The following is a 20,433-nucleotide window of genomic DNA, read 5'->3' as shown; positions in this document are numbered from 1 at the left end:
GAGCTGTGAGTGAGAAACGAGAGACCCCCTAGCCACCTGGGCTAGGGGGTCTCTCGTCGTTCACAGATCTAGGAACACGTGGACGCCGCCGTTCTGAGCCTCGCAGAGGGTGTAGTCGTGTTGCGCGTCTCGCTCATAGAGGTCCCAATTGAAGTACCTGACTGCCTCCTCGAGCCAGTCACGCTGCAACTCCGCAACCTCCTCAGCGAGGTAATCCCGGAACGACTCCCACCAGCCTCGGTAGGCATCCTCGAAGCCCGTGAGGGACGGAGCTCCATCCTCGTCGAGCACGGCCATGCCGCTGTCGATCCACAATTCGAGCGCTTCCTGCATGTTCTTCATGTTCACGATGACCTCCCGAGCTAGGTGGAGGCCGGGCTGCAGCAGTCCACTCGGGAAAGGACGCTCACGAACAGCCCGACCTCCAGGAGGTCGCTCGGACCCCGGCAGGGGTCTGCCTCACCTACAGCGCCCCTACGGGGCGGCAGGAACATTCATCGAATCAGCGAGACCTCCCATCCTGCGTAGGGCTCGGAGGGAGCAAGGGAGCAGGAGGGTGATGAGGTAGGCAGGCGCCATTGTTTGTGAGGCGCGTCACCTTGAGTGCATACAAGTCGGGGCCTCGTTGAGATGTGTGCAGGGATGTGTGCAGTGGTTTTGCCTGGCACCTCAATGAAAACTCGTTAAATGCACACATTGCACACATCTTTCTTACTCATTGCTATAGGGAGAGAACAGCACCCAATAATTGCTCTATAGGGGGCGTAATGCGTTGAGATGTGCGCATGTGTGCAGGGGCCGAGTTTCGCCTGGTATTTCAACGAAAACTAGTGCACACATCATGTGTGCAGATGTGTGCAATGTGTGCAGCAATGTGTAACCGACGTCACACACCGCTGCACACACACTCCACCCGCTTCCCCCGAGCCCGATCTCGTGCGCGAATGATCTCGCGCGCCCGCAGGGCGCGCTGACCAGTAGCGCCTTTTCGCGCCCGCAGGGCGCGGTCTTGTGTGTTTCTGGATCCCCAGGTGGAGCACCCAACGTCAGCGCCCCGAAGCCAGGTCACTTCCACACGATCTCAACCGACTCGGGATCGAAGCCCTTCTTCCCTTGCTTCGCCCGCCTGAGCCTCACGGTCATGAGGGTGTCGATCATCGTCCGTTGCAGGGCCATAGGAGCCTCCAGAAAAGCCGCTGCGGGGTCGTCGACCCCCAGGATGGGTCCGAGCACCGTGCCGGTTCCTGAGGCCAGTCTCTCGGCCTCAAGGCGGGCGATCTCAGCCCGGGCAGCCTTGCGGATGCGAGCGAGATCCTCACCCTCGATGACCTGAGAGTCGTAGTCCCGCTCAGCCCTGGCGATCCGGGCCCTATGCTGGGCGATCCGCTCGGAAAACGCGTCCTTGACCTTTGGGTCCGCCTGCTTCTTGCGACGCTTGAGGTCCTTCTTCTGTAGGCGGGCGACGACGAGAGCCCGCACGAAGTCGTCAATCGCGTCTCGGGTGCGGTTGAGATGCCCGGCGTTGCAGCTGTAGTAGCGGGCGCGGGTCCTCACACGCTCGCCACACACTTCACACCGGTAGAGCCCCGCCCCGAGATGCTTGCGAACGGTGGAGCCGCTGCGGTTCGTCACACGGGCAGGGTCGTCGAGAAGGTTCTGCACAGTCCACCATTCGTCGGCTTCGACGATGGCCTCCCACTGTCCGAGGACGAGTTCCCCGTGCTCGTCCTTGACGAGGTTGTCTCGCAGAGCCTTGCGACGAGACTCCCCCGCCTCCTGCCTGCGTGTGTCCTTCGAGGTATACACGGAGTACCCGGCGTAGCGGGGGTTTCTCAGGATACCGAGCACGGTTGAGGCGCTCCATGGGCGGTCCTCGGGGATAGGTCGAGGCGCCTTGCCCTCGGCCTCGCGCCGCGCGTTGCGTTCCAGGACAATCGTCCGGCTGTGGAGGGGCAGGTGCGGCACTCGCGCACCCTCACCGTCGCCCTGAGTCCCACTCAGGGCACGCGCGATGCCCTGGAGCGAGTCACCTCGAAGGAAGGCGGCGTAGATGGCACGGACGGCCTCGGCCTCATGCTCGATGAGCTCGCCCGAGGTCGTATAGCCGAGGGGCCGGACGCCCTTGGGCGGCCTCCCTTGCCGTGCACGCTGGACATGGGCACGGGACTGTCAAGCGCCCTTGCGCTCAACCTCTGCGCGGGCGACCGCCGCCTTGATACGGGCGTACATCCGGCCGCCGTCTGTACTGAGGTCGGCGTCCCCGTTGGCCGTCACGAGGAGCAGGCCACGGGACTCGGCTCTGTCGATCCAGTCCTCCAGCTCGCGAGGCTGGCGGGTGAGCCGGTCGAGGTCGTAACACACGATCGCGTCAAGTAGCCCCGCCTCGTAGTCCTGCACCATCCGCAGGTAGGCAGGGCGCTTCTTCGTCTTGTCTGAGGCCGAGATCGATTGATCGACGTACGTCTCGACAATCTCCCAGCCACGGAACTGCGCGAGCTTCTCGCAGTCCTCGCGCTGACGGTCGACGGCGAGCCCGTCCATCTCACGGTCGAGCGAGATGCGCAGGTAGATCGCTGCACGGACAGGCTGGGAGGAGGTCGTCTTCATGCCTCCAGTCTACTTCTTAGACGTAAGCCCCGTGCGGAACTCCACCACGTCACCGTCAGCCATGACATAGTCCTTGCCTTCCATGCGCACGCGGCCAGCCGCGCGAGCCTCGGCAACAGAACCGTAGGTCACCAGGTCCTCGTACGACACGATTTCGGCCTTAATGAAGCCCTTCTGGAAGTCCGTGTGGATGACGCCAGCGGCAACAGGAGCAGTATCACCCTTGTGGATGGTCCAGGCGCGCGCCTCCTTGGGGCCTGCAGTCAGGTAGGTTTGCAGGCCCAGGGTGTCAAAGCCGACGCGTGCCAGTTTATCCAGGCCCGATTCGGACTGGCCGGATTCTTCGAGCATTTCGCGGGCGTCATCCTCGTCAAGTTCAACCAGCTCAGCCTCGAACTGAGCGTCCAGGAAGATCGCGTCTGCGGGGGCCACCAGTGCGCGCAGTTCGTCCTGCTTGGCCTCGTCAGCCATGCCGTCAGCATCCATGTTGAACACGTAGATGAAAGGCTTGGTGGTCATGAGCTGGAAGGACTTGAGGGCGTCCTGATCAAGGGGCGCACCCTCGGGGCCAGAGAGGACGTGACCCTTTTCGAGGATTTCCAGTGCGGCGCGGGCGGTGTCGAGGACCACCGGATCGGTCTTCTTACCGCGCACTTCCTTTTCCAGGCGCGGGATGGCCTTCTCCAGGGTCTGCATGTCGGCCAGGATCAGCTCGGTGGCGATGGTTTCAATGTCGTTGGCGGGCTCGACCTTGCCGTCAACGTGAATGACGTCGGGGTCGGTGAATGCGCGGGTGACCTGGCAGATCGCGTCGGCCTCGCGAATGTTGGCGAGGAACTGGTTGCCCAGGCCTTCGCCTTCGGAGGCGCCGCGGACGATGCCGGCAATGTCCACGAAGGAGACGGTGGCGGGCAGGATGCGTTCGGAGCCGAAGATGTCGGCCAGGCCCTGCAGGCGCGGGTCGGGCAGGGGGACGACGCCGACGTTGGGTTCGATGGTGGCGAAGGGGTAGTTCGCGGCCAGAACTGTGGCGCGGGTCAGAGCATTGAACAGGGTCGACTTGCCAACGTTGGGCAGTCCCACGATACCGATAGTAAGAGACACGCCCTCCATTGTAGGCGCTCGCTGTTGTTTGACGAGGCACCCGCAGTGTGGCCTTGGGCGCTCAGGCAGCGCTCACCCATCTCCCACCTCACGCCCACCCATGCCCTCCTTTCCTGAAAGAACACCGCGAGTGGTCGCGTAGAAGCGACCACTCGCGGCATTAGCAGGCAATCAGAGGGGGTGAAGCCTTGTTCAGCCTCAGTGTTTTGTCAGCTCGTATGGTTCGGACCGGACTTGCGCCTCGCGTGCGGGCGCGCATCCTCCATGCCCTGCGCAGACAGTTCTGAACGCAGGTTCCTCGGCAGAGCAAACGTAATGGTCTCCGTCTCGGTGCGGACCTCTTCAACATTGGGAAAGCCCCGCTCCCCCAGCCACTCGATCACGTCCTTGACCAGGATCTCCGGCACCGACGCGCCCGAAGTCAGGCCCACCGTGCTCGCCCCCTCAAACCAGGCCGGATCCAGCTCCGAGGCCATATCCACCCGATATGCCGAGGGCGTCCCAGCCTCCAGAGCCACCTCAACCAGGCGCACCGAGTTCGACGAGTTCGCCGACCCCACAACCACCATCACGTCCACTCGCGGCGCAATATTCTTCACCGCCACCTGACGGTTCTGCGTCGCATAACAAATATCATCCGAAGGCGGATCAATGAGCGCCGGGAAACGCTCCCGCAGGCGATCCACCGTCATCTTCGTCTCATCCACCGACAGGGTCGTCTGCGAAATCCACACGACGCGCTCGGGGTCACGCACCACCACCTTGTCGACCTCGTCAGGTGAGCCAACCACCTGAATGTGCGAGGGAGCCTCGCCGTAGGTGCCCTCCACCTCCTCGTGGCCCTCATGGCCAACGAGGACAATGTCGTAGTCCTCCTTCGCGAAACGCACAGCCTCACGGTGAACCTTGGTCACCAGCGGGCAAGTGGCGTCAATGGACAGGAGGTTGCGGGCGTCAGCGGCCTCGCGAACCTGCGGGGAGACACCGTGAGCGGAAAAGACCACGCGCGCGCCCTCGGGAACCTCGTCGGTTTCATGGACGAAGATCGCCCCGCGGCGGCTGAGGGATTCCACGACGTACTTATTGTGGACGATTTCCTTGCGCACGTAGACGGGCGGGCCGTACAGGTCAAGGGCCTTTTCGACGACGTCCACAGCGCGGTCAACACCCGCGCAGTAGCCGCGAGGGGCTGCGACGAGGATAGTGCCGCCGCTTGCCTTCTCAGCCGGAGCGGAAGCAACGCTGGTGGCCGCGTCTGCAGTGACGATGTCAACGGGAGTGCTGGACGAGCAGCAGCCGCCAGTTTGGGGCGAGCAGCAGGCGTCGGCCGCAGCGGAGGTTTCAGTCATGGACAAAACTCTAACGGGCGGGCCCTCGCAATGCCGCGTCTGCCCGCGCCACACCGCAAATGTCACACTCACGCTCCCTCTTTAAGCCCCTCCCCCTCTTTCCTATTTCCTTTCTTATTTCCGCGAGTGGTCACATCTAACTGACCACTCGCGGAAAACAGGAAACCCACAATGCAGCTCTTCCTCGTGAGATCCCACCTTTTTGTCTCACGTCGGGGTGCCCTCCCTGCGCCAGCGCCGTTGAGGTGGAATGCTGACAGGGTGCCTGACTACCAGACCCCTCCCGCCCCCGCAGCCCGCGCCGCCGACACGACGCGCGAAAACCCCTGGCCGCTGCGGCGCCTGAGCGAAACATCAAGATCTACGTCGACAAGATGTCCACCCTGTGGGTCGAAGGACAGGTCGTCGAATACAAGCCCCGCCCCGGCACACTGGCCTTCTTCGTCCTGCGCGATGTGGAAACCGACATGTCGATGACGGTCTCCACCTACCCGGGTGTCCTCGACGCTGCCGGTCCCGCCTTCGAAGAGGGCGCGCGAGTGGTCACCCGCGTTAAGCCCGTCTTTTGGGAGCGGCGCGGCACGCTGAACCTGCGGGCCGACGAGGTGCACCTCCAGGGCATTGGTGACCTTCTGGCGCACATCGAACAGCTGCGCCGACGCCTCGCCGCCGAGGGTCTTTTCGCAGATGAACGCAAGGTTCCCCTGCCTTTCCTGCCGCGAGTGGTCGGCTTGGTATGCGGACGTAACGCCAAAGCCAAGGATGACGTCATCGTCAACGCCTCGGCCCGCTGGCCCTCCGTGCGCTTTGAGATTCGAGAGGTCGCCGTCCAAGGCGAGCATGCGGTGCGCGAGGTCAGCGCCGCGATGGCGGAACTGGATGCGATCAACGAGGTTGACGTCATCGTGGTGGCTCGTGGAGGCGGCTCGGTGGAGGACCTGCTGCCCTTCTCTGAGGAGGCGCTGGTGCGCGCCGCGGCCGCCGTGCGCACTCCTCTGGTGTCGGCGATTGGTCACGAGGGCGACGCGCCCCTGCTGGATTTAGTGGCCGACTATCGTGCGTCCACACCCACCGATGCGGCGCGGCGGATCGTGCCGGATCGGGCGCAGGAGCTGCAAGGACTGGATCATGCGCTGTCGCAGGCGAGGGCGGCGCTCGGGCGTCGACTGGGGCGCGAGGCGGAGGCGTTGACTCTGCTGGCTTCCCGGCCTGTGCTTACTCACCCTGACGCGGTGGTGGAGGGGCATCGTAATTTGCTGACGACTCTGGAGATGCAGCTTCGCCAGGGCGTTTCGGCGGTTGTGAACCGTCAGTCGCGTGAGATCGCGGCCGCCCAGGCGACGCTGACGGCACTGTCTCCCCAGGCCACCTTGGATCGCGGGTATTCGCTGCTGCGTTTGCCTTCGGGCGAGGTGATTCGCAGCGCTGAGCAGATCAGTAAGGGTGCGCTCATTGAGGGCATCCTCGCTCAGGGCCGCATGGTCGCTCAGGTTGTGGGATCCACGCCCGGCACGCCCAAGCACGACCCCTCCCCCTAGTCCTTTTTCGCGAGTGGTCGCTTCTAACCGACCACTCGTGAAAAACACACAGGACTGTTCCAGACAGTCCCCCTATTCCACTCCCCACATATTCGACTCCCCACGCTGAAGGATCACCATGACTGACATTCCCACCACCGACCCGCAGACCATGGGCTACGAGGCCGCCCGCGACGAACTTGTCAACATCGTGCGCCAACTCGAAAGCGGCCAGGCTCCCCTTGAAGACACCATCGCCATGTGGGAACGCGGTGAAGCGCTGGCCGCCCGCTGCCGGGCCATCCTCAATGACGCTCAATCCCGGCTCGAGAAGGCTGCCACGCCCACAAAGGACTGAAGCCCCTTCTCCACGTAAGGATGCGGGCGGGAACCTCGTCAAAAATTTGTCTGACACGCGAGTGGTCAGTTCTATGTGACCACTCGCGGAAAAAGAGAACGTACCATTAAGACTGTGCCCCTCGGGCACTCCCCCGCGAGCGCTCGTGGCACGCCACCGCGCCACCCGCCCTCGCCCCACACCGGATCTGGAGCGCCACATGGACCTCACCACCACCCCCCACATCCTCGCCATCGGCGAAGCCCTCATCGACGTTGTCACCCCCGCCAACGACCCGGACAACCGCAAGGAGATTCCCGGCGGCTCGCCCGCAAACGTGGCGATGACCCTGGGGCGCCTGGGTCGCGATGTGGCCTTGCAAACGTGGATCGGCAACGACCCCTACGGGGATATGATCGCCGAACACTTCGCCGCCTCCAAGGTCTACATCACCCCCGAATCACGCGGCGCCACCCACACAACCACGGCCAACGCCCTCCTGAACGAAAAGGGCGCCGCCACCTACACCTTCGACATGGAGTGGGCCCCCGTCGCTCCCATCGCCGTCAGCCCGCAGGCCCGCATCGTTGAGGCCGGTTCAATCTCGGCTGTTGTTGAGCCCGGTGCGAGCGCTGTGCTCGATGCCCTGATTTCCGCTCGCCAGCACGCCCTCATCACCTACGATCCCAACGCGCGCCCCTCGATTATGGGCACGCCCGAAGAGGCTTGGCGGATCGTCAGCCGTTTCGTTGCTGTGTCGGACGTGGTGAAGGTGTCGGACGAGGACATCGCGTGGCTGACGAATAATCGTCCGCTAGACGAGGTCGTCACCGAGTGGCTGAATATGGGGCCGCAGCTGGTGATCGTCACTCGCGGTGGTAAGGGCGCGATTGCCCGTACCTCCTCGGGGGTGGAGTGCGAGTCTTCCCCCAATGATGTGAAGGTCGTTGACACGGTGGGCGCAGGCGATTCCTTTATGGGCGCGATCCTGGATGCCATGTGGGAGCTTGGCTTCCACGGGGCGGAGGCTCGCCACGCGCTGCGTTCCCTCACGGAAGAGCAGGTGCTGCGAATTTTGGCCAGGGCCACCGAGGTGTCCGAGGTGACGATCTCGCGTGCGGGCGCCAACCCTCCGTGGTCGCATGAGCTCTGAGTGAGGTCTGCCCTCGGGGCGACCCCCAATCCTGAATATTTCCTGAATACGCGAGTGGTCGGTTAGAACTGACCACTCGCGTATTTATGCAGGCGGGAAGGAGTCTACGTCAACGGAATTCGCGAGTGGTCGCGTAGAAGCGACCACTCGCTTTCACAGGGGATATACAGGAAAGGAAGAAGGTAGGAATAACCTCTCCGCCGGAATTACTGCCGGGTTGGCGCCAGGGACTACCTGCCCAGGCGGCGCTCCCGCTGCGCGTATGAACGCAACGCACGCAGGAAATCCACGCGACGGAAATCGGGCCAGTAGGCCTCGCAGAAGTAGAACTCAGAATGCACCGACTGCCACAGCATAAAACCGGACAGGCGCTGTTCACCGGAGGTGCGAATCACCAGGTCAGGGTCGGGTTGACCCTTGGTGTACAGGTGGTCGGTGATGTCCTCGTCGGTGAGTGTCTCCGCCAGGTCTTCGAGGGTACGGCCCTGCGCGGCCGCCTCTTTCATCAAAGAGCGCACCGCAGAAGCGATCTCATGACGCCCGCCGTAGGACACTGCAATGTTGACCGTCATCCCCGACACTGTGGCGGTTGAATCCACGTGGCGTCGGATTTCCTCGGCAATCTCACCCGGCAGCAGCTCAAGGTCGCCGACCACGCTCAAGCGCCAGCGTTCAGTGGCTGCTAGGGAAGCGACCGCGTCGGCGATAATACGCAAAAGTTCGTTGAGCTCGCCCTCGTCGCGGCCAAGATTGTCGGTGGACAGCATCCACAGGGTGACGATTTCGACGCCGACCTCGTCAGCCCATTGGAGGAATTCAGAGATCTTCCCGGCTCCCGCGCGGTGGCCGTGGGAGGCCGTTGTGCCGATGGATTTCGCCCAGCGGCGGTTGCCGTCAAGGATGACGCCGACATGTCGGGGGATAGCCGAGGAGTCAAGGTCGGCGCGAATACGACGCTCGTAGAGGTCGTACAAGAGGTTCCACTGTCCCATGTCGTCTCCTCCGTGGTTCCTTGGGTGCGCAGGCGCGCAGGCGTTGTTGTTGAACGAGGGCGGCGCGGCACGGCGCCTCAGAAGATAAGGCTACTTCGAGAGTGGCGCGATGTCTGTTTCATCCTCTGCCTGTTGCCCATCTTTTCGCGAGTGGTCGCATAGAAGCGACCACTCGCGATGATTGGGAAGGAAAGAGCAGGGGCAGGAGTGAAGGACAAGGAGTGCGAGGCAAGACAAAGATGTGAGGGAAAAGCAATGCATCTTGCCAGGACTGAAGTCCCCCGGTGGCCTACCCTGTAAAGAGCGTCCTAATTCGCCTACCGAGGAGACTACGGTGAAGATTGCATCCATACGCCCCACCCAGTGGGTCCCCGACCAGCTTGTGGCTATCAAGCCTCACCTGCGCGGATGGCTTCACCTCATTGCTGCGCCGCTCTCGCTGGCGGCCTCCATTGTCCTCCTCGTCCTCGCCCCGACGACGGCAACGAAGTGGGCCTCAGCCGTCTACCTGGCTGCCTCCCTCGTCCTCTTTGGTATTTCAGCGCTTTACCACCGCTTCTACTGGGAGCCCCGATGGGAGAAATTCTGGCGACGCCTGGACCACTCCAATATTTTCCTCCTTATTGCGGGCACCTACACTCCTTTGTGCGTCGCGCTGCTGTCCCCATGGGATCAAAAGGTCATTTTGTTGATCGTGTGGATTGGCGCTGCTGCCGGCGTCATCTTGAGCCTCTTTTGGCCGCATGCTCCTCGATGGCTGATCACCATTATTTACATTGCCCTGGGCTGGGTGGCCATCGCGTATCTTCCGCAGCTGTGGGTGGCTGGCGGCCCGGCGATTGTGCTGCTGGTCGCTGCCGGTGGCGTGCTCTATACGATCGGCGCTGTCTTTTACGCCTTGAAGCGGCCAAATCCTTCTCCCACATGGTTTGGTTTCCATGAGCTTTTCCACCTGTTCACGGTTTTAGCGTGGGCGTGCCAGTGTGTGGCCGTGTATCTGGCGGTACTCAACGCTTCCTGACCCGTTCCTTTCCTTTCTCCTTCTTTCCTTCCTTGCTATTTCATAATCCTCATTATTTTTCGCGAGTGGTCGCATAGAACCGACCACTCGCGAAAAACAGATGGGTTGCTATGCTATTCAAGGAAACGCCGCCGGCCCTTCGTGGTGCCGGCTCAAATCTTTTTCGGAGGACACCATGTCTGACACTCAGTGGCTCACTCAAGCCCAGTACGACGCTCTTAAGTCGGAGCTTGAAGAACGTATTGACGCCAAGCGCCCCCACATTGCCAAGCTCATTGACGCCGCCCGCCAAGAGGGAGACCTCAAGGAGAACGGCGGCTACCACGCTGCCCGCAACGAGCAGTCCATGAATGAGACGCGCATCAAGGCCCTCCAAGAAATGCTCGCCAACGCTGAGGTTGGTGCCACCCCCGCTGACGACGGCATCGTCGAACCCGGCATGGTTGTCACTGCCCTCGTTGCTGGCCGCGAGCAGAAGTTCCTCCTGGGATCGCGCGAAGCTGGCGGCGACCTGGGCATTCAGGTGTTCTCCGCCGACGCGCCCCTGGGTGCGGCAGTGATTGGCCACCGTCCCGGCGACGTCCTCTCTTACGAGGCCCCCAACGGCCGTGAGATTGAGGTCAAGATCCTTGAGGCCACGCCCTTCGCCGGCTGAAAGCCCCTGCTGCGCGCGCCCTTAGGCCGAGCCCCCGAAGAGGGTGCGGCGTGACGCGACCGGCGCGTGTGATCGTACAGTTGACGCCCGCGAGTGCTCCCACTAGAGCCGCTCGCGGGCGTCCACCATTCCAGCCGCTGCTCCTCAGAAGGTCCCTCGGCAACCGGGCAGGAATTCCGGGGGGTTCCTAGTGGGATCCTGAAGAAGAGTCCTTCTTGGAAGGTGGCGGGTTCTCACGCCTCTCTGACGAGGGCGCCGCCCCATCCTCCTTCCCCGGAGGTGTTGCCTCTTGGGGCACTGCGGCTTTCCCTGCGCCTCCTGCTCCCCCCGTAGCCAAGTACGCGCCTTCCTTGGGCGTCTCCCGGGAGGGGGCTCCCGCGCCGCGCTGAGCCGCAGCGGTGGCCTCGTGAGCGGTCGTGGTCTTTGACGAGGTTCCCGCAGTGCCAGCCCCGCTTGCGGGCGTGCTTCCGGCCGGTGTCCCAGTCCCTTCCGGGGCATTCTTCGCGAGTTCGAGGTCTTCCTCCACAAAGGCTGACCCCTTGTCGGAGTAGGTGGCAATAATCATCTCGTTGAGCATGCCTGGGGGTCCGCCCGGGCGGTCCCTATCGGTGCGCAGGGAGGGAATCGGATCGTAGCCGTGCAGGTAAAGGAAGGTGGAGTTCAAGAACGCGGCGATGGGCACGCCAAAGAGCGCACCGGGGATGCCCGCCACCGAGCCAGCACCGGCGACAACCAGCAGGACGGCCAGGGGGTGCAGGGATACTGCCGAGGACATCAGCCAGGGCTGGAGGACGTTGCCCTCAAACTGTTGGACGCCCAAAATGATGGCCATCATAATCAAGCCTGCTGTGGGCCCCTGGTCAACGATGGCGACGAACACGGCAATCGCTCCCGACGTCATGGCACCCACGATGGGGATGAAGGAGCCGAAGAAGACCACGACGGTGATCGGCAGCGCCATCGGGACACCCAGGAGAAAAGCTCCAATACCGATACCAACTGCGTCGATAGCTGCGACTTTGATCTGCGTGCGAACGTATCCGCCAAGAGTGACCCAGCCGCGAATGGCTGATTCGTGGAGAGGTTCACGGGCGGGGGCGGGCAGGAGGCGAACAATCCACAGCCAGATGGTGCGCCCGTCTTTAAGGAAGAAGAACAGGCAAAACACCATGATCAGGGTGGATGCTGCGATGGACAGGACTGAGGTGGTCACCGAGAGAGCGCCCGACGCGAGTGTCGTCGAGTTGCGTTGCAGCCAGGAGGTCACTTCTGTTTGAAGCATTTGGATGGTTTGCTCTGCCCCTGACATGTCGATGCCGAAGGGGTTGGTGGTGAGCCATTGGGTGAAGCGTTGCAGGCCGTCATTCGCTTCTGACAGGAGCGTCGGCACCTGTTTGATGATGCCGCTGAGGGCTTGAGACAGGACGAGGACAACAAAGAGGACCGACAGGATCAGGCCGAGTGCGGCGGAGGTGGTGCGCCCGATGTGGAGCCTGCGGTGGAACCATGCGACGAGCGGGTCAAGCAGGACGGCGATGAGGAGGGCGACGGCAACGGGCATGATGATCATGGACAGTTGCATGGCCAGCCAGGTGAGGCCGGCTGCGGCAACTGCGACAACGATCATGCGCCATGAAACCGCAGCCGATACTCGCAGGGCCCAGGGGACGGCGGCCTCGGCGTGCGCTTTAGGGCGGAGGCCTTCGCCTTCACGGAAGTGTATGACGCCTGTGTCGGGCGTTTCGGTGGGCAGGGCAAGTTGTGCGGGGGCGAGGTTTCTCAGTGCGCGCAGTGCCGCGACGGGATTGAGTGTCCGGCGGGAGTTTTTCTTCTCCATGTCACCTCCATGAAAGGTCCTGCTTTGAAGGGTACAGCCTGCACCCCGTCTCTGCGTCCTCCTGTTGTCCTGTTTTCGCGAGTGGTCGGTTCTATGCGACCACTCGCGAAAACACTCAGGAAGTAGCAAACTATTCTCCAGTGTTCGCTACCAGCACATTTAGCCTCGTCAGTAATCCGACGTTTAAGGAGCAGCCCGTGTTTGACCTCCATAATGTTCTTCAGCCCCGCCCCGCCGACCCGCGTTTGCACGTCGTCCTCGGCGCCCCCATTGACGCTGAGCCCAAGGAGGGCGAGGAAGTGATCTTCTTTGCGGCTGGCTGCTTCTGGGGCGTTGAGAAGATCTTCTGGAGTGCGCCCGGCGTCGTCACCACCGCAACTGGCTACATGGGCGGGCACGCCCCCTCCCCCACCTACCGCGAGGTCTGCACGAAGACCACCGGTCACGCTGAGACCGTGCGCGTCGTCTTCGACACTGCCCGCACCAGCGCCGCCGACCTCATCGCCCTCTTCTTTGAAATCCACGATCCCACGCAGGGGGACCGTCAGGGCAATGACATTGGCCCGCAGTATCGCAGCGCCATTTGGACCACGACGCCCACGCAGTACGAGGTTGCCGCCGCCACCCTGTCCGCTTACCAGGATCGTCTCGCTCAGGAGGGTTTCCCACCCATTACGACAGCCGTCGCTGGCGCTGAGGGCGTGACCTTCTGGGAGGCTGAGGACTACCACCAGGGCTACCTGTTCAAGAATCCTGACGGGTACCAGTGTCATTCTCGTACCGGCGTCGCCTGCCCTGTCATGAAAACTTCCTGACGTTTTCCGCGAGTGGTCGCATCGAACCGACCACTCGCGAAAAAAGGGGAGCCCGGGCGAATGAACAGGCGGGGTGCTGACCGTGTTGGTCAGCACCCCGCCTGTCGTTTTCTTCTGCAATCAGTAGGCAGCCTCCACCGCCCTCACGGCGGCGGCATCAACTGTCGGCAGACAGCTCAGCTTCCAGCGCCCGCAGTGAACGTCCGCCCACGTCAAGAAAATCAGCGCACGCCGAGGATATCGGTGACGAACACCAGAGTGTCGCCCCCAGCAATGCCCGCCTGCGGCACGCCAAAGTCACCGTAGCCATATTCGGAGGGGATGGACAGAAGCACGCGTGAGCCCACCTTCTGGCCTACCAGGCCGTCATCCCAGCCACGGATGACCATGCCGACGCCAATCTGGAAAGCCAGGGCCTGGCCGCGATCGTAGGAATTGTCAAAGACGTTTCCATTCCACACCTGGCCCAGGTAGTGGCACTGGATCTGATCGCCGGGCTCAACCTCAGGCCCATCGCCTTCGCGCAGGACCTCAACAAGCAGTTCGGGGCTGGGTTCAGCGCCCGTGAACTCCAGGGAGGGCTTACGGCCAAAATCGCCAGTGACAGTGATGTTCTCCATCGTCACTCCTTCATCAGTCAGCGTTGAATGGGCACCCCGGGGAGGGCCCTTTACCTCTTTAAGACTACAGTGCCCGCCACTGCCGAACGAGGGCAGTCCCACATGCTGTAGGAGCACGCTCGGCCTCGGCCTTCGCGCACTAGGACCACGCCTCTGCCTCGTCCCCTCACGCTCCGCTCCCCCTCGACCTTTTCCCCTCTCTCAGCCGCCCTAAAGACACAAATACGCGAGTGGTCGCTTCGAAGCGACCACTCGCGTATTCACACAAAAAATCAGTCTCGCAAGATTGCCAGCAGACGCAGCATCTCGGTGTACATCCAGATAATGGTCACCATCAGACCAAACGCGCAGGCCCAAGCGAACTTCGCCGGAGCGCCCGCACGCACGCCCTGCTGAATCTGATCGAAGTCACCGATGAGGGAGATCGCGCCGAGGATGACAGCAAAGACACCCACTGCAAGACCCAAGGGAATACCCATGATGCGCATATTGTCAACGCTGGTTGACAGGACTCCGGTCCACACGAGCACCATGTTCAGCAGGCGGTAGACAATCAGACCAACCATGCCAATGAGCATGAAGCGCATAAGCTTAGGCGAGTTACGCACCTTACCGGAGCTGAAGAGCACAAGGGTCACGGTGAACACAGCTGCGGTTGCCAGCAGAGCCTGGATGACCACGCCCGGGTAGGCCAGTTCCATCACGGCCGACAGTGCGCCCAAAGCCAAGCCTTCCACCAGGGCGTAAGCGAGGACGAGGGCGGGGCGGATGGTGCGCGAGAAGATGTTCACCATCGCCAGCACGAAACCACCGAGGAAGCCAACAGCCATCGCCGCAAGGCCAAAAGCGGGGTTGAGTGCGAAGAGGAACCAGCCCAGCGCGGCGCCAAGAATCACGGCGCCCAGGGAGATCGCGGTCTTGATAATGACGTCGTCGTAGGTCATTTGGCCGCGGTCAACAGCGTCTGCCGGAGCGCCCGTGTAGGCGTGCTCCATGGCTTCGATGTCAGCGGGGTTGTACGCGCTGCTCGGAGGAGGGGGCTTGCGGGCGGGGGCAGGGTCTGCGATCCTTGGCCGACCTCGTAGCCGGGCATGGTCGGGTAGCCGGCAGGAGTGGTGGCGTTCCACTGGTCCTGCATGCGGTTAAGAACGGGGTTGGACATTGTCCCTCCAGCTTCGTTGGGCCAGATTATTCAGGCAGCGGGCGCGGTCTGGCGCCCAGCTCTACAAGTAAATGTCCCATGTTTAGGCGCGGGCTGCCACCTGATTCCACCTTTTTCACATGCATTCGGGGTGAAATCAGGGGAATGCGGCGCACGCCACTCGTGCTGGGTAAGCGTCGCACTCCCTCTTCACGGGGTGACGCATCTTCACGGGGACAACACGTCATGGTTGACGTGAGGCGCTCCTATTGTTTGACGAGGGCGCCGCCGCTCCTTTCTTTTTGCGCACCGTGGAAGGGGCGCTACGGCCTCGTTTGGCGAGGCCGACGCCCTCGCTTCCTGAGGGAAGAGAGCGCACTGCTCCTGCGGCTGCGCAGCTGCCAGGTGAGGTCTCAGATGCGGGTGGGGGGCGATGGTGAGCGCAAGCAGAATCCACACCAGCATGGGAAAAGGTTTCCAGAGCGTCTTAGCCAACGGGAGAGTACGCTTCGCCGAGGGTTTCTCTCTTGAGCGTGAACGGTAATCGTGGTACCCCCAGTCGGACTCGAACCGACAACACACCGATTTTAAGTCGGTTGCCTCTGCCAATTGGGCCATGGGGGCCGGGGCAAAGCCGCGTTTGCCTGCGTGCCATACTACCCGATTCACCCACCACAGCCGCACCCCCGCCTCGCGCCTGCCCTCACTCTATTTCCGCGAGTGGTCGCTTCGAAGCGACCACTCGCGTTCACCGACGGAGGAAACCCCCGTTGGACGCCACACTGTGACTCTTCCCGAAAAGGACTATCCGCCTCCGTCCTCGTCAAGCATTTCCCCTAAAATAGAACCTGGTTTACTCCGTTCTTCTCACGAGTGGTCGCATCGAACCGACCACTCGCGGCATCGACAACAGGCGAAGGATCCTGCCCACCATGAACACTGCAGAGCGCACCCCCCGCTCGCCCGCCAAAAACCGCATCTCCCACCGCGGCCAGGGCGTTATTCGCCGATCGGTTTACAACCTGCCCGGCCAGCGAGGCATCCAGCGCCCCATCGCCCTGTCCTCCGCAACGCCTACCCGCCGAACTGCGGCCCTGGGTGCAGGCGCGCAGGCCCACCCGATTCTGCACCTGCGCCGCTCGGTCACGCGCTTCCTCGCAAACGAGACGAAAGCTGGCCTGCTGCTCATTGGCGTGGCCGTCGCCGCCCTCGTCATTGCGAACACCCCCCTCAACGACGCCTACCAGCACCTCGCCCACCTCCACTTTGGCCCCGAATCCTTGGGTTTGAACCTGTCGGTGCACGCGTGGGCCGCTGATGGCATCCTCACCCTGTTCTTCTTCGTCGTTGGCCTGGAACTCAAGACCGAGTTCGTCACCGGCGCATTGCGCGACATGCGCGAGGCCGCGCTGCCAATGATCGCCGCCGCTTTCGGTATGGTCGGACCCGCGCTGGTGTACGTCATTATCCAGAGCGTCACCTCCACCCACGCCTACCACGGCTGGGCGGTCCCCACCGCAACGGATATTGCCTTCGCGGTGGCGCTGCTGGGGATCTTCGGCCGCGGCCTTCCCCCGGCCGCCCGCACTTTCTTGCTGACCTTGGCGGTGGTTGATGACCTGCTGGCGATTATCGTGATCGCAGTGTTCTACTCGGGCACCCTGAACTTCATTGCTCTGGCAGGCTCGCTGCTGACCGTCGCTATCTTTGCTGTGCTGATCAACCGCAATGTGACCTCCCCATGGCTCCTGATCCCTCTGGGCATCATCGCCTGGGGTCTGATGTTTAATTCCGGCGTCCATGCCACGATCGCGGGAGTCGCTCTGGGCCTGGTGGTTCCGGCTCGCCGCGATGCTCACGGCCATCAGATGACCCACGCTTTCGTTGAGAAAGTGGGCCCGTGGTCGGCTGGCTTGGCTCTGCCGATCTTTGCCTTCTTCGCCGCTGGCGTGCCTGTTCTGGGTGCCGAGGGCGGTCTCGCAGGCGCCTTGACTGATCCCGTGACCTTTGCAATCGCACTGGCCCTGCCCCTGGGTAAGCTGCTGGGCATTTGGGGCTCTGTGGCGGTCTTGGTGCGCTTCACGAAGCTGCGCCTGGGTAATGGTGTTGACCTGCCCGATGTTGCGGCGATCGCGTTGCTGGCGGGTATTGGTTTCACCGTTGCGATGCTGATCGCTGGTTTGGCTTTCAAGGGTGACGAGGTCGAAACCTTCCACGCGTCCTTCGGCGTCATCCTGGTACCTTCTCGTCAGCGCTTCTGGGTGCTATTGCGCTTCATCGTCGCACGCGAGTGCGGGCGCGTGGCGCCTCGTCGGCGAAGTAAGCGGATGCGTCCTGCGGGGGCGGCTCACTGCGGTGGGCCGCCCCGTGTGGTTCCCGCTGGGCGGGTTTGGTGGAGGCTCGCGCTTGGCGAGGGCGGGTTGGGTCTGGGAGGCGAGGTGGATTTAGCGCGAGTGGTCACATCTGTCTGTGCTTTTCCTACGCGTTGCCCCCCTCCTGAGGATGCCCCTCTTCCTGAGAAAACACCGCGAGTGGTCACATCTGTCTGACAGTTCCCTGCATGCAACCCCTGCTTCCTGAAAAATACCGCGAGTGGTCGCATAGCGACCACTCGCGGTCAACACTCAGGAGGAAGGAAGCTCAGAGCAAAGACATAGCAATCCCATCAAGAATGTCGTGCTCTGAAGTCACGATCTTGCCCAGTTCGCGCCCATCCTCGCCAATGCGAGCAGCAACACGGCGGATGATCCTCTCCCAAATCAGCGCGCCCGCCGCGATCACGTCTTCACGGCCCGTAGGCATGAACCCTAAAGCTGCCTTGACGGCAATCGGCTGATCCACCATGAAATCAATCGCCGCCTGATGCTCCTCGGCGCTCAACGCCGCACCATCAATCCGCTCAGGCTGGTACATCTCCAACCCCAGGGCTTGCGCCGTCACGGTTGTCACCGTACCCGCCACCCCCACAAGGGTGCCGACAGCCCGCAGGTCAACTGCGGCCTCAGCCTCGTCAAGCTGAGCGTCAATCCACGCGCACGCCGCCTCACGGGCAGCGGCATCGATCCCGGCAGCAGGGTCACAGTGGGCGAGGAACTTTTCCGTCACGCGCACCGACCCCATGTTGATCGAGATTGACTGCATCACTGAGGCGTCCCCCAGCACCAGCTCAGAGGATCCACCGCCAATGTCAACAACCAGCATGGGGCGGGCGGCCTCGGTAGGCACAGAACGGCACGCCCCCGTGAAAGACAGTGAGGCTTCCTCGCTACCGGGAATTACCTCTGGTTCAATCCCGAGGATCTGGCGCACTCCGTCAACGAACACGTCACGGTTTGCGGCATCACGGCTGGCGGAGGTTGCGACGAAGCGGATACGCTCCGCGCCCAGTCGGCCGATCATCTCGCGGTATTCGCGGGTGGCCTCGAGGGTGCGCTCGATCGCTGCCGGGTCCAAGAGGCCGGTTTTGTCGACGCCTTGCCCCAGGCGCACGATGCGCATCTGCCGGGTCAGGTCGGAGAGGTGGCCGGTTTCTGGGTCGGTTTCGGCCACAAGAAGGCGGATGGAGTTTGTTCCACAATCTATTGCTGCTACTCGAGTCACCCGCCAATCCTTCCACACCTGGGCCGCCCACTCACTCAAGGTGACCTGTGAGCTTTCCCCCGTCCCTGTGTGCTCCGCTCGGATTCGGGCCAACGAGGGCGACGCCGTGGCCTCGTTTGGCGCTTCCGGCACCGCGAGTGGTCGCTTCGAAGCGACCACTCGCGGTGAACACACAGGAATGGGGCAGGTAAATCCACGATTCACCTGCCCCATCCTTCAGCAAAGATCATTCAGCACGAGCAGCGTTCAGCGCTCCACAGTCCCCGCTCAGCCATCATGTCAAGCGCGCGATCGCCCACCACATTCACTCCCCGGCCAGCCACAAGCGCGTGGCCCACCAGAGCGTGCAGGCACTTCACGCGGGTCGGCATCCCACCGGCGGAAATGCCGGCGATCTCAGGAACTTCGCCCAACTCGTCACGCAGGGCGATGTAAGCATCGTGAGCGCGAGCGTGCGCGGCGGCGGCGTCCTCGTCCTCGGCCAGCCAAGCGTTGAGTTCCTCCATGACCTTCTCAGCCTCAAGTACCGAGCAGCCGTGCACGATCGGCGGGCTGGTCAGGTAGAAGGTCGTGGGGAAGGGCTCGCCGTTCTCCAGACGAGGCGCGGTGACAACGACAGTGGGCCGACCGCACAAGCAGCGCGCGCCGATGCCAACGACGCCACGAGGGACACGATCGAGTTGTTCGCGCAGAACCTCCAGGTCCTCGTCGGTAGCGGCGTCAAAGTGAGCGCTCATGGCGGTTCCTCTCAGTGAGATAGGCGATCAGCACTACGCCAATCAGCGGACGGCAGGGGCGGGAGGGCCAGCTTAGGGTACTGCGGACTGCGGCTCGGTGGGGGCGTCTGCCTCGCTGGTGAGCAGGGCGAACATATGCACCCATGGGCGGGCGGGGCCGCGCGGAGCGGCGGCGGCCACAGCAGCCTGATCCTGGTATCCCGGGCCTGGATCGACGACGGAGTATTGCGTCTCTCCGGGCATGACATACCCTAGACGTTCGCGCGCCTGGGAGGCAATGAACTCGGGGGTATTCCACAGTTCGAGTTCTCGTTGAATCTCCTCATTCCGTTCGCGCGCGGCCTCGACGCGAGCTTGAATGTCACGGTAGTCCTGTTCCTGGCGCCACCACTGGTAGAGGGAAGGCATGAGCATTACCGCCAGCAGAGCTCCGATGATGACAATGAACATGAACTTCAGGGAGATCTCGACGCCGCCGATATTGACGCTGTGAGGGGGCGCGGCGGCTTGGGTTTCTCGCGTGCGCGTGCGTTGACGTGAGCGTTCTTTGGGGCGGGTGTGCCGGGGGGGGGTGGGGTGGCTGATTGGCGAGGCTCCGCGCGCGAGGAGTTCAGGGAGGGCGTCGCTCGTTGGGGCGGTGAGGAGGCGCGCTGCCGGGGTTTCTCGCGGTGTGGAGTGAGCCGCGCTGTCGGCGGGCTTGGCGCTGGGGCCTCGGCGGCTGCGGCGGGCCGAGGGGAGGTGGTGGAGCGGTAGCCTCTGCGGCGGGGCTGTGGGGCCTCTTGGGGCGGGGTGTGTGTTCCATGTTCTTATGGTGCCCTGCCGTAGGGGGTGGGCGCATCTGCGGCGCGCGGGGAAGACGGAGTCTGCCGCCTTTGCCACAGCAGGACGGGCTTCCGCAGGCTGGGAAGGACCTGGTGTCTTCCTGTGTATTTCCGCGAGTGGTCGCTT

At 62.9% G+C, this 20,433-nt stretch carries 18 protein-coding genes, 1 tRNA gene and 1 pseudogene; 7 read left to right on the top strand and 13 right to left on the bottom strand.

The features are described from left to right. Positions 1 to 60: 60 nt before the first annotated feature. From HWX48_RS04105 to HWX48_RS04090, 5 genes are all read right to left on the bottom strand, one after another. Entirely contained in the window at positions 61 to 348 is a 288-nt protein-coding gene (locus HWX48_RS04105; protein ID WP_175954880.1) for an antirestriction protein ArdA, read from the bottom strand. A gap of 717 nt (positions 349 to 1,065) precedes the next feature. Further along, a complete protein-coding gene (locus HWX48_RS11205; RefSeq protein WP_303048064.1) occupies positions 1,066 to 2,082 on the bottom strand; it encodes a recombinase family protein in 1,017 nt (338 codons plus the stop codon). Between the two features lie 87 nt (positions 2,083 to 2,169). Further along, entirely contained in the window at positions 2,170 to 2,607 is a 438-nt protein-coding gene (locus HWX48_RS11200) for a recombinase family protein (protein WP_254872950.1), read from the bottom strand. 9 nt (positions 2,608 to 2,616) lie between these two features. Then, on the bottom strand, positions 2,617 to 3,711 hold the full coding sequence (gene ychF, locus HWX48_RS04095) for a redox-regulated ATPase YchF (protein WP_175954878.1): 1,095 nt from the start codon (positions 3,709 to 3,711) through the stop codon (positions 2,617 to 2,619). A 209-nt stretch (positions 3,712 to 3,920) separates the two neighbouring features. After that, positions 3,921 to 5,060, bottom strand: a complete 1,140-nt coding sequence (locus HWX48_RS04090; protein ID WP_175954876.1) for a 4-hydroxy-3-methylbut-2-enyl diphosphate reductase — start codon at positions 5,058 to 5,060, stop codon at positions 3,921 to 3,923. A gap of 261 nt (positions 5,061 to 5,321) precedes the next feature. On the opposite strand from HWX48_RS04090, the pseudogene xseA reads away from it, so the two are divergent. The 3 genes and pseudogenes from xseA (at position 5,322) to HWX48_RS04075 (ending at position 8,067) form a co-directional block, all read left to right on the top strand. Continuing rightward, a pseudogene (gene xseA / locus HWX48_RS04085) lies at positions 5,322 to 6,598 on the top strand (exodeoxyribonuclease VII large subunit). A 118-nt stretch (positions 6,599 to 6,716) separates the two neighbouring features. Beyond that, a complete protein-coding gene (locus HWX48_RS04080; protein ID WP_175954874.1) occupies positions 6,717 to 6,935 on the top strand; it encodes an exodeoxyribonuclease VII small subunit in 219 nt (72 codons plus the stop codon). Positions 6,936 to 7,134: 199 nt separating this feature from the next. Then, a complete protein-coding gene (locus HWX48_RS04075; protein ID WP_175954872.1) occupies positions 7,135 to 8,067 on the top strand; it encodes a carbohydrate kinase in 933 nt (310 codons plus the stop codon). 230 nt (positions 8,068 to 8,297) lie between these two features. Here HWX48_RS04075 and HWX48_RS04070 read toward each other — a convergent pair whose 3' ends face one another. Continuing rightward, a complete protein-coding gene (locus tag HWX48_RS04070; RefSeq protein ID WP_175954870.1) occupies positions 8,298 to 9,059 on the bottom strand; it encodes an isoprenyl transferase in 762 nt (253 codons plus the stop codon). A gap of 334 nt (positions 9,060 to 9,393) precedes the next feature. Here HWX48_RS04070 and HWX48_RS04065 point away from each other — a divergent pair, with 334 nt between their 5' ends. Both HWX48_RS04065 and greA read left to right on the top strand, forming a co-directional pair. Continuing rightward, positions 9,394 to 10,080, top strand: coding sequence for a hemolysin III family protein (locus HWX48_RS04065; RefSeq protein WP_175954868.1), 687 nt, complete (start codon positions 9,394 to 9,396; stop codon positions 10,078 to 10,080). 175 nt (positions 10,081 to 10,255) lie between these two features. Beyond that, a complete protein-coding gene (greA, locus tag HWX48_RS04060) occupies positions 10,256 to 10,735 on the top strand; it encodes a transcription elongation factor GreA (RefSeq protein ID WP_175954866.1) in 480 nt (159 codons plus the stop codon). Between the two features lie 187 nt (positions 10,736 to 10,922). Here the strand turns inward: greA and HWX48_RS04055 are convergent, their stop codons facing one another. Beyond that, positions 10,923 to 12,572: an AI-2E family transporter gene (locus tag HWX48_RS04055; protein WP_175954864.1), complete on the bottom strand. Its 1,650-nt coding sequence runs from the start codon at positions 12,570 to 12,572 to the stop codon at positions 10,923 to 10,925. Positions 12,573 to 12,769: 197 nt separating this feature from the next. Between HWX48_RS04055 and msrA the strand changes: the two genes are divergently transcribed. Next, positions 12,770 to 13,387, top strand: a complete 618-nt coding sequence (msrA, locus tag HWX48_RS04050; protein ID WP_175954862.1) for a peptide-methionine (S)-S-oxide reductase MsrA — start codon at positions 12,770 to 12,772, stop codon at positions 13,385 to 13,387. A gap of 221 nt (positions 13,388 to 13,608) precedes the next feature. Here msrA and HWX48_RS04045 read toward each other — a convergent pair whose 3' ends face one another. The 3 genes from HWX48_RS04045 to HWX48_RS04035 form a co-directional block, all read right to left on the bottom strand. Beyond that, positions 13,609 to 14,007: an FKBP-type peptidyl-prolyl cis-trans isomerase gene (locus tag HWX48_RS04045; protein ID WP_175954860.1), complete on the bottom strand. Its 399-nt coding sequence runs from the start codon at positions 14,005 to 14,007 to the stop codon at positions 13,609 to 13,611. Positions 14,008 to 14,279: 272 nt separating this feature from the next. Continuing rightward, positions 14,280 to 15,134, bottom strand: coding sequence for a Bax inhibitor-1/YccA family protein (locus HWX48_RS04040; RefSeq protein WP_254872949.1), 855 nt, complete (start codon positions 15,132 to 15,134; stop codon positions 14,280 to 14,282). A 561-nt stretch (positions 15,135 to 15,695) separates the two neighbouring features. After that, positions 15,696 to 15,772, bottom strand: a tRNA-Leu gene (locus HWX48_RS04035). Positions 15,773 to 16,080: 308 nt separating this feature from the next. On the opposite strand from HWX48_RS04035, the gene nhaA reads away from it, so the two are divergent. Continuing rightward, on the top strand, positions 16,081 to 17,697 hold the full coding sequence (gene nhaA, locus HWX48_RS04030; protein ID WP_254872948.1) for a Na+/H+ antiporter NhaA: 1,617 nt from the start codon (positions 16,081 to 16,083) through the stop codon (positions 17,695 to 17,697). A gap of 91 nt (positions 17,698 to 17,788) precedes the next feature. Here nhaA and HWX48_RS04025 read toward each other — a convergent pair whose 3' ends face one another. From HWX48_RS04025 to HWX48_RS04015, 3 genes are all read right to left on the bottom strand, one after another. Continuing rightward, complete coding sequence (locus HWX48_RS04025; RefSeq protein WP_175954858.1) at positions 17,789 to 18,748, bottom strand: exopolyphosphatase; 960 nt, start codon at positions 18,746 to 18,748, stop codon at positions 17,789 to 17,791. 230 nt (positions 18,749 to 18,978) lie between these two features. Then, entirely contained in the window at positions 18,979 to 19,485 is a 507-nt protein-coding gene (locus HWX48_RS04020) for a DUF501 domain-containing protein (protein WP_175954856.1), read from the bottom strand. Between the two features lie 72 nt (positions 19,486 to 19,557). Then, on the bottom strand, positions 19,558 to 20,364 hold the full coding sequence (locus HWX48_RS04015) for a septum formation initiator family protein (RefSeq protein WP_175954854.1): 807 nt from the start codon (positions 20,362 to 20,364) through the stop codon (positions 19,558 to 19,560). Between the last annotated feature and the right edge of the window lie 69 nt (positions 20,365 to 20,433).

It is taken from the genome of Schaalia sp. Marseille-Q2122, from assembly GCF_903645355.1.
In the GTDB taxonomy this organism is placed as follows: domain Bacteria; phylum Actinomycetota; class Actinomycetes; order Actinomycetales; family Actinomycetaceae; genus Pauljensenia.
The sequence above is the reverse complement of the archived record's forward strand: the minus strand, read 5'-3'. Positions and strand labels throughout refer to the sequence as shown.

Excerpts from the sequence above, each read along its gene's own strand:
- greA (WP_175954866.1), top strand. The coding sequence starts at position 10,256 with ATGTCTGACACTCAGTGGCTCACTCAAGCCCAGTACGACGCTCTTAAG.
- HWX48_RS11200 (WP_254872950.1), bottom strand. The coding sequence starts at position 2,607 with ATGAAGACGACCTCCTCCCAGCCTGTCCGTGCAGCGATCTACCTGCGC.
- HWX48_RS04075 (WP_175954872.1), top strand. The coding sequence starts at position 7,135 with ATGGACCTCACCACCACCCCCCACATCCTCGCCATCGGCGAAGCCCTC.
- HWX48_RS04020 (WP_175954856.1), bottom strand. The coding sequence starts at position 19,485 with ATGAGCGCTCACTTTGACGCCGCTACCGACGAGGACCTGGAGGTTCTG.
- HWX48_RS04080 (WP_175954874.1), top strand. The coding sequence starts at position 6,717 with ATGACTGACATTCCCACCACCGACCCGCAGACCATGGGCTACGAGGCC.
- nhaA (WP_254872948.1), top strand. The coding sequence starts at position 16,081 with ATGAACACTGCAGAGCGCACCCCCCGCTCGCCCGCCAAAAACCGCATC.
- HWX48_RS04055 (WP_175954864.1), bottom strand. The coding sequence starts at position 12,572 with ATGGAGAAGAAAAACTCCCGCCGGACACTCAATCCCGTCGCGGCACTG.
- HWX48_RS04090 (WP_175954876.1), bottom strand. The coding sequence starts at position 5,060 with ATGACTGAAACCTCCGCTGCGGCCGACGCCTGCTGCTCGCCCCAAACT.
- HWX48_RS04045 (WP_175954860.1), bottom strand. The coding sequence starts at position 14,007 with ATGGAGAACATCACTGTCACTGGCGATTTTGGCCGTAAGCCCTCCCTG.
- HWX48_RS04070 (WP_175954870.1), bottom strand. The coding sequence starts at position 9,059 with ATGGGACAGTGGAACCTCTTGTACGACCTCTACGAGCGTCGTATTCGC.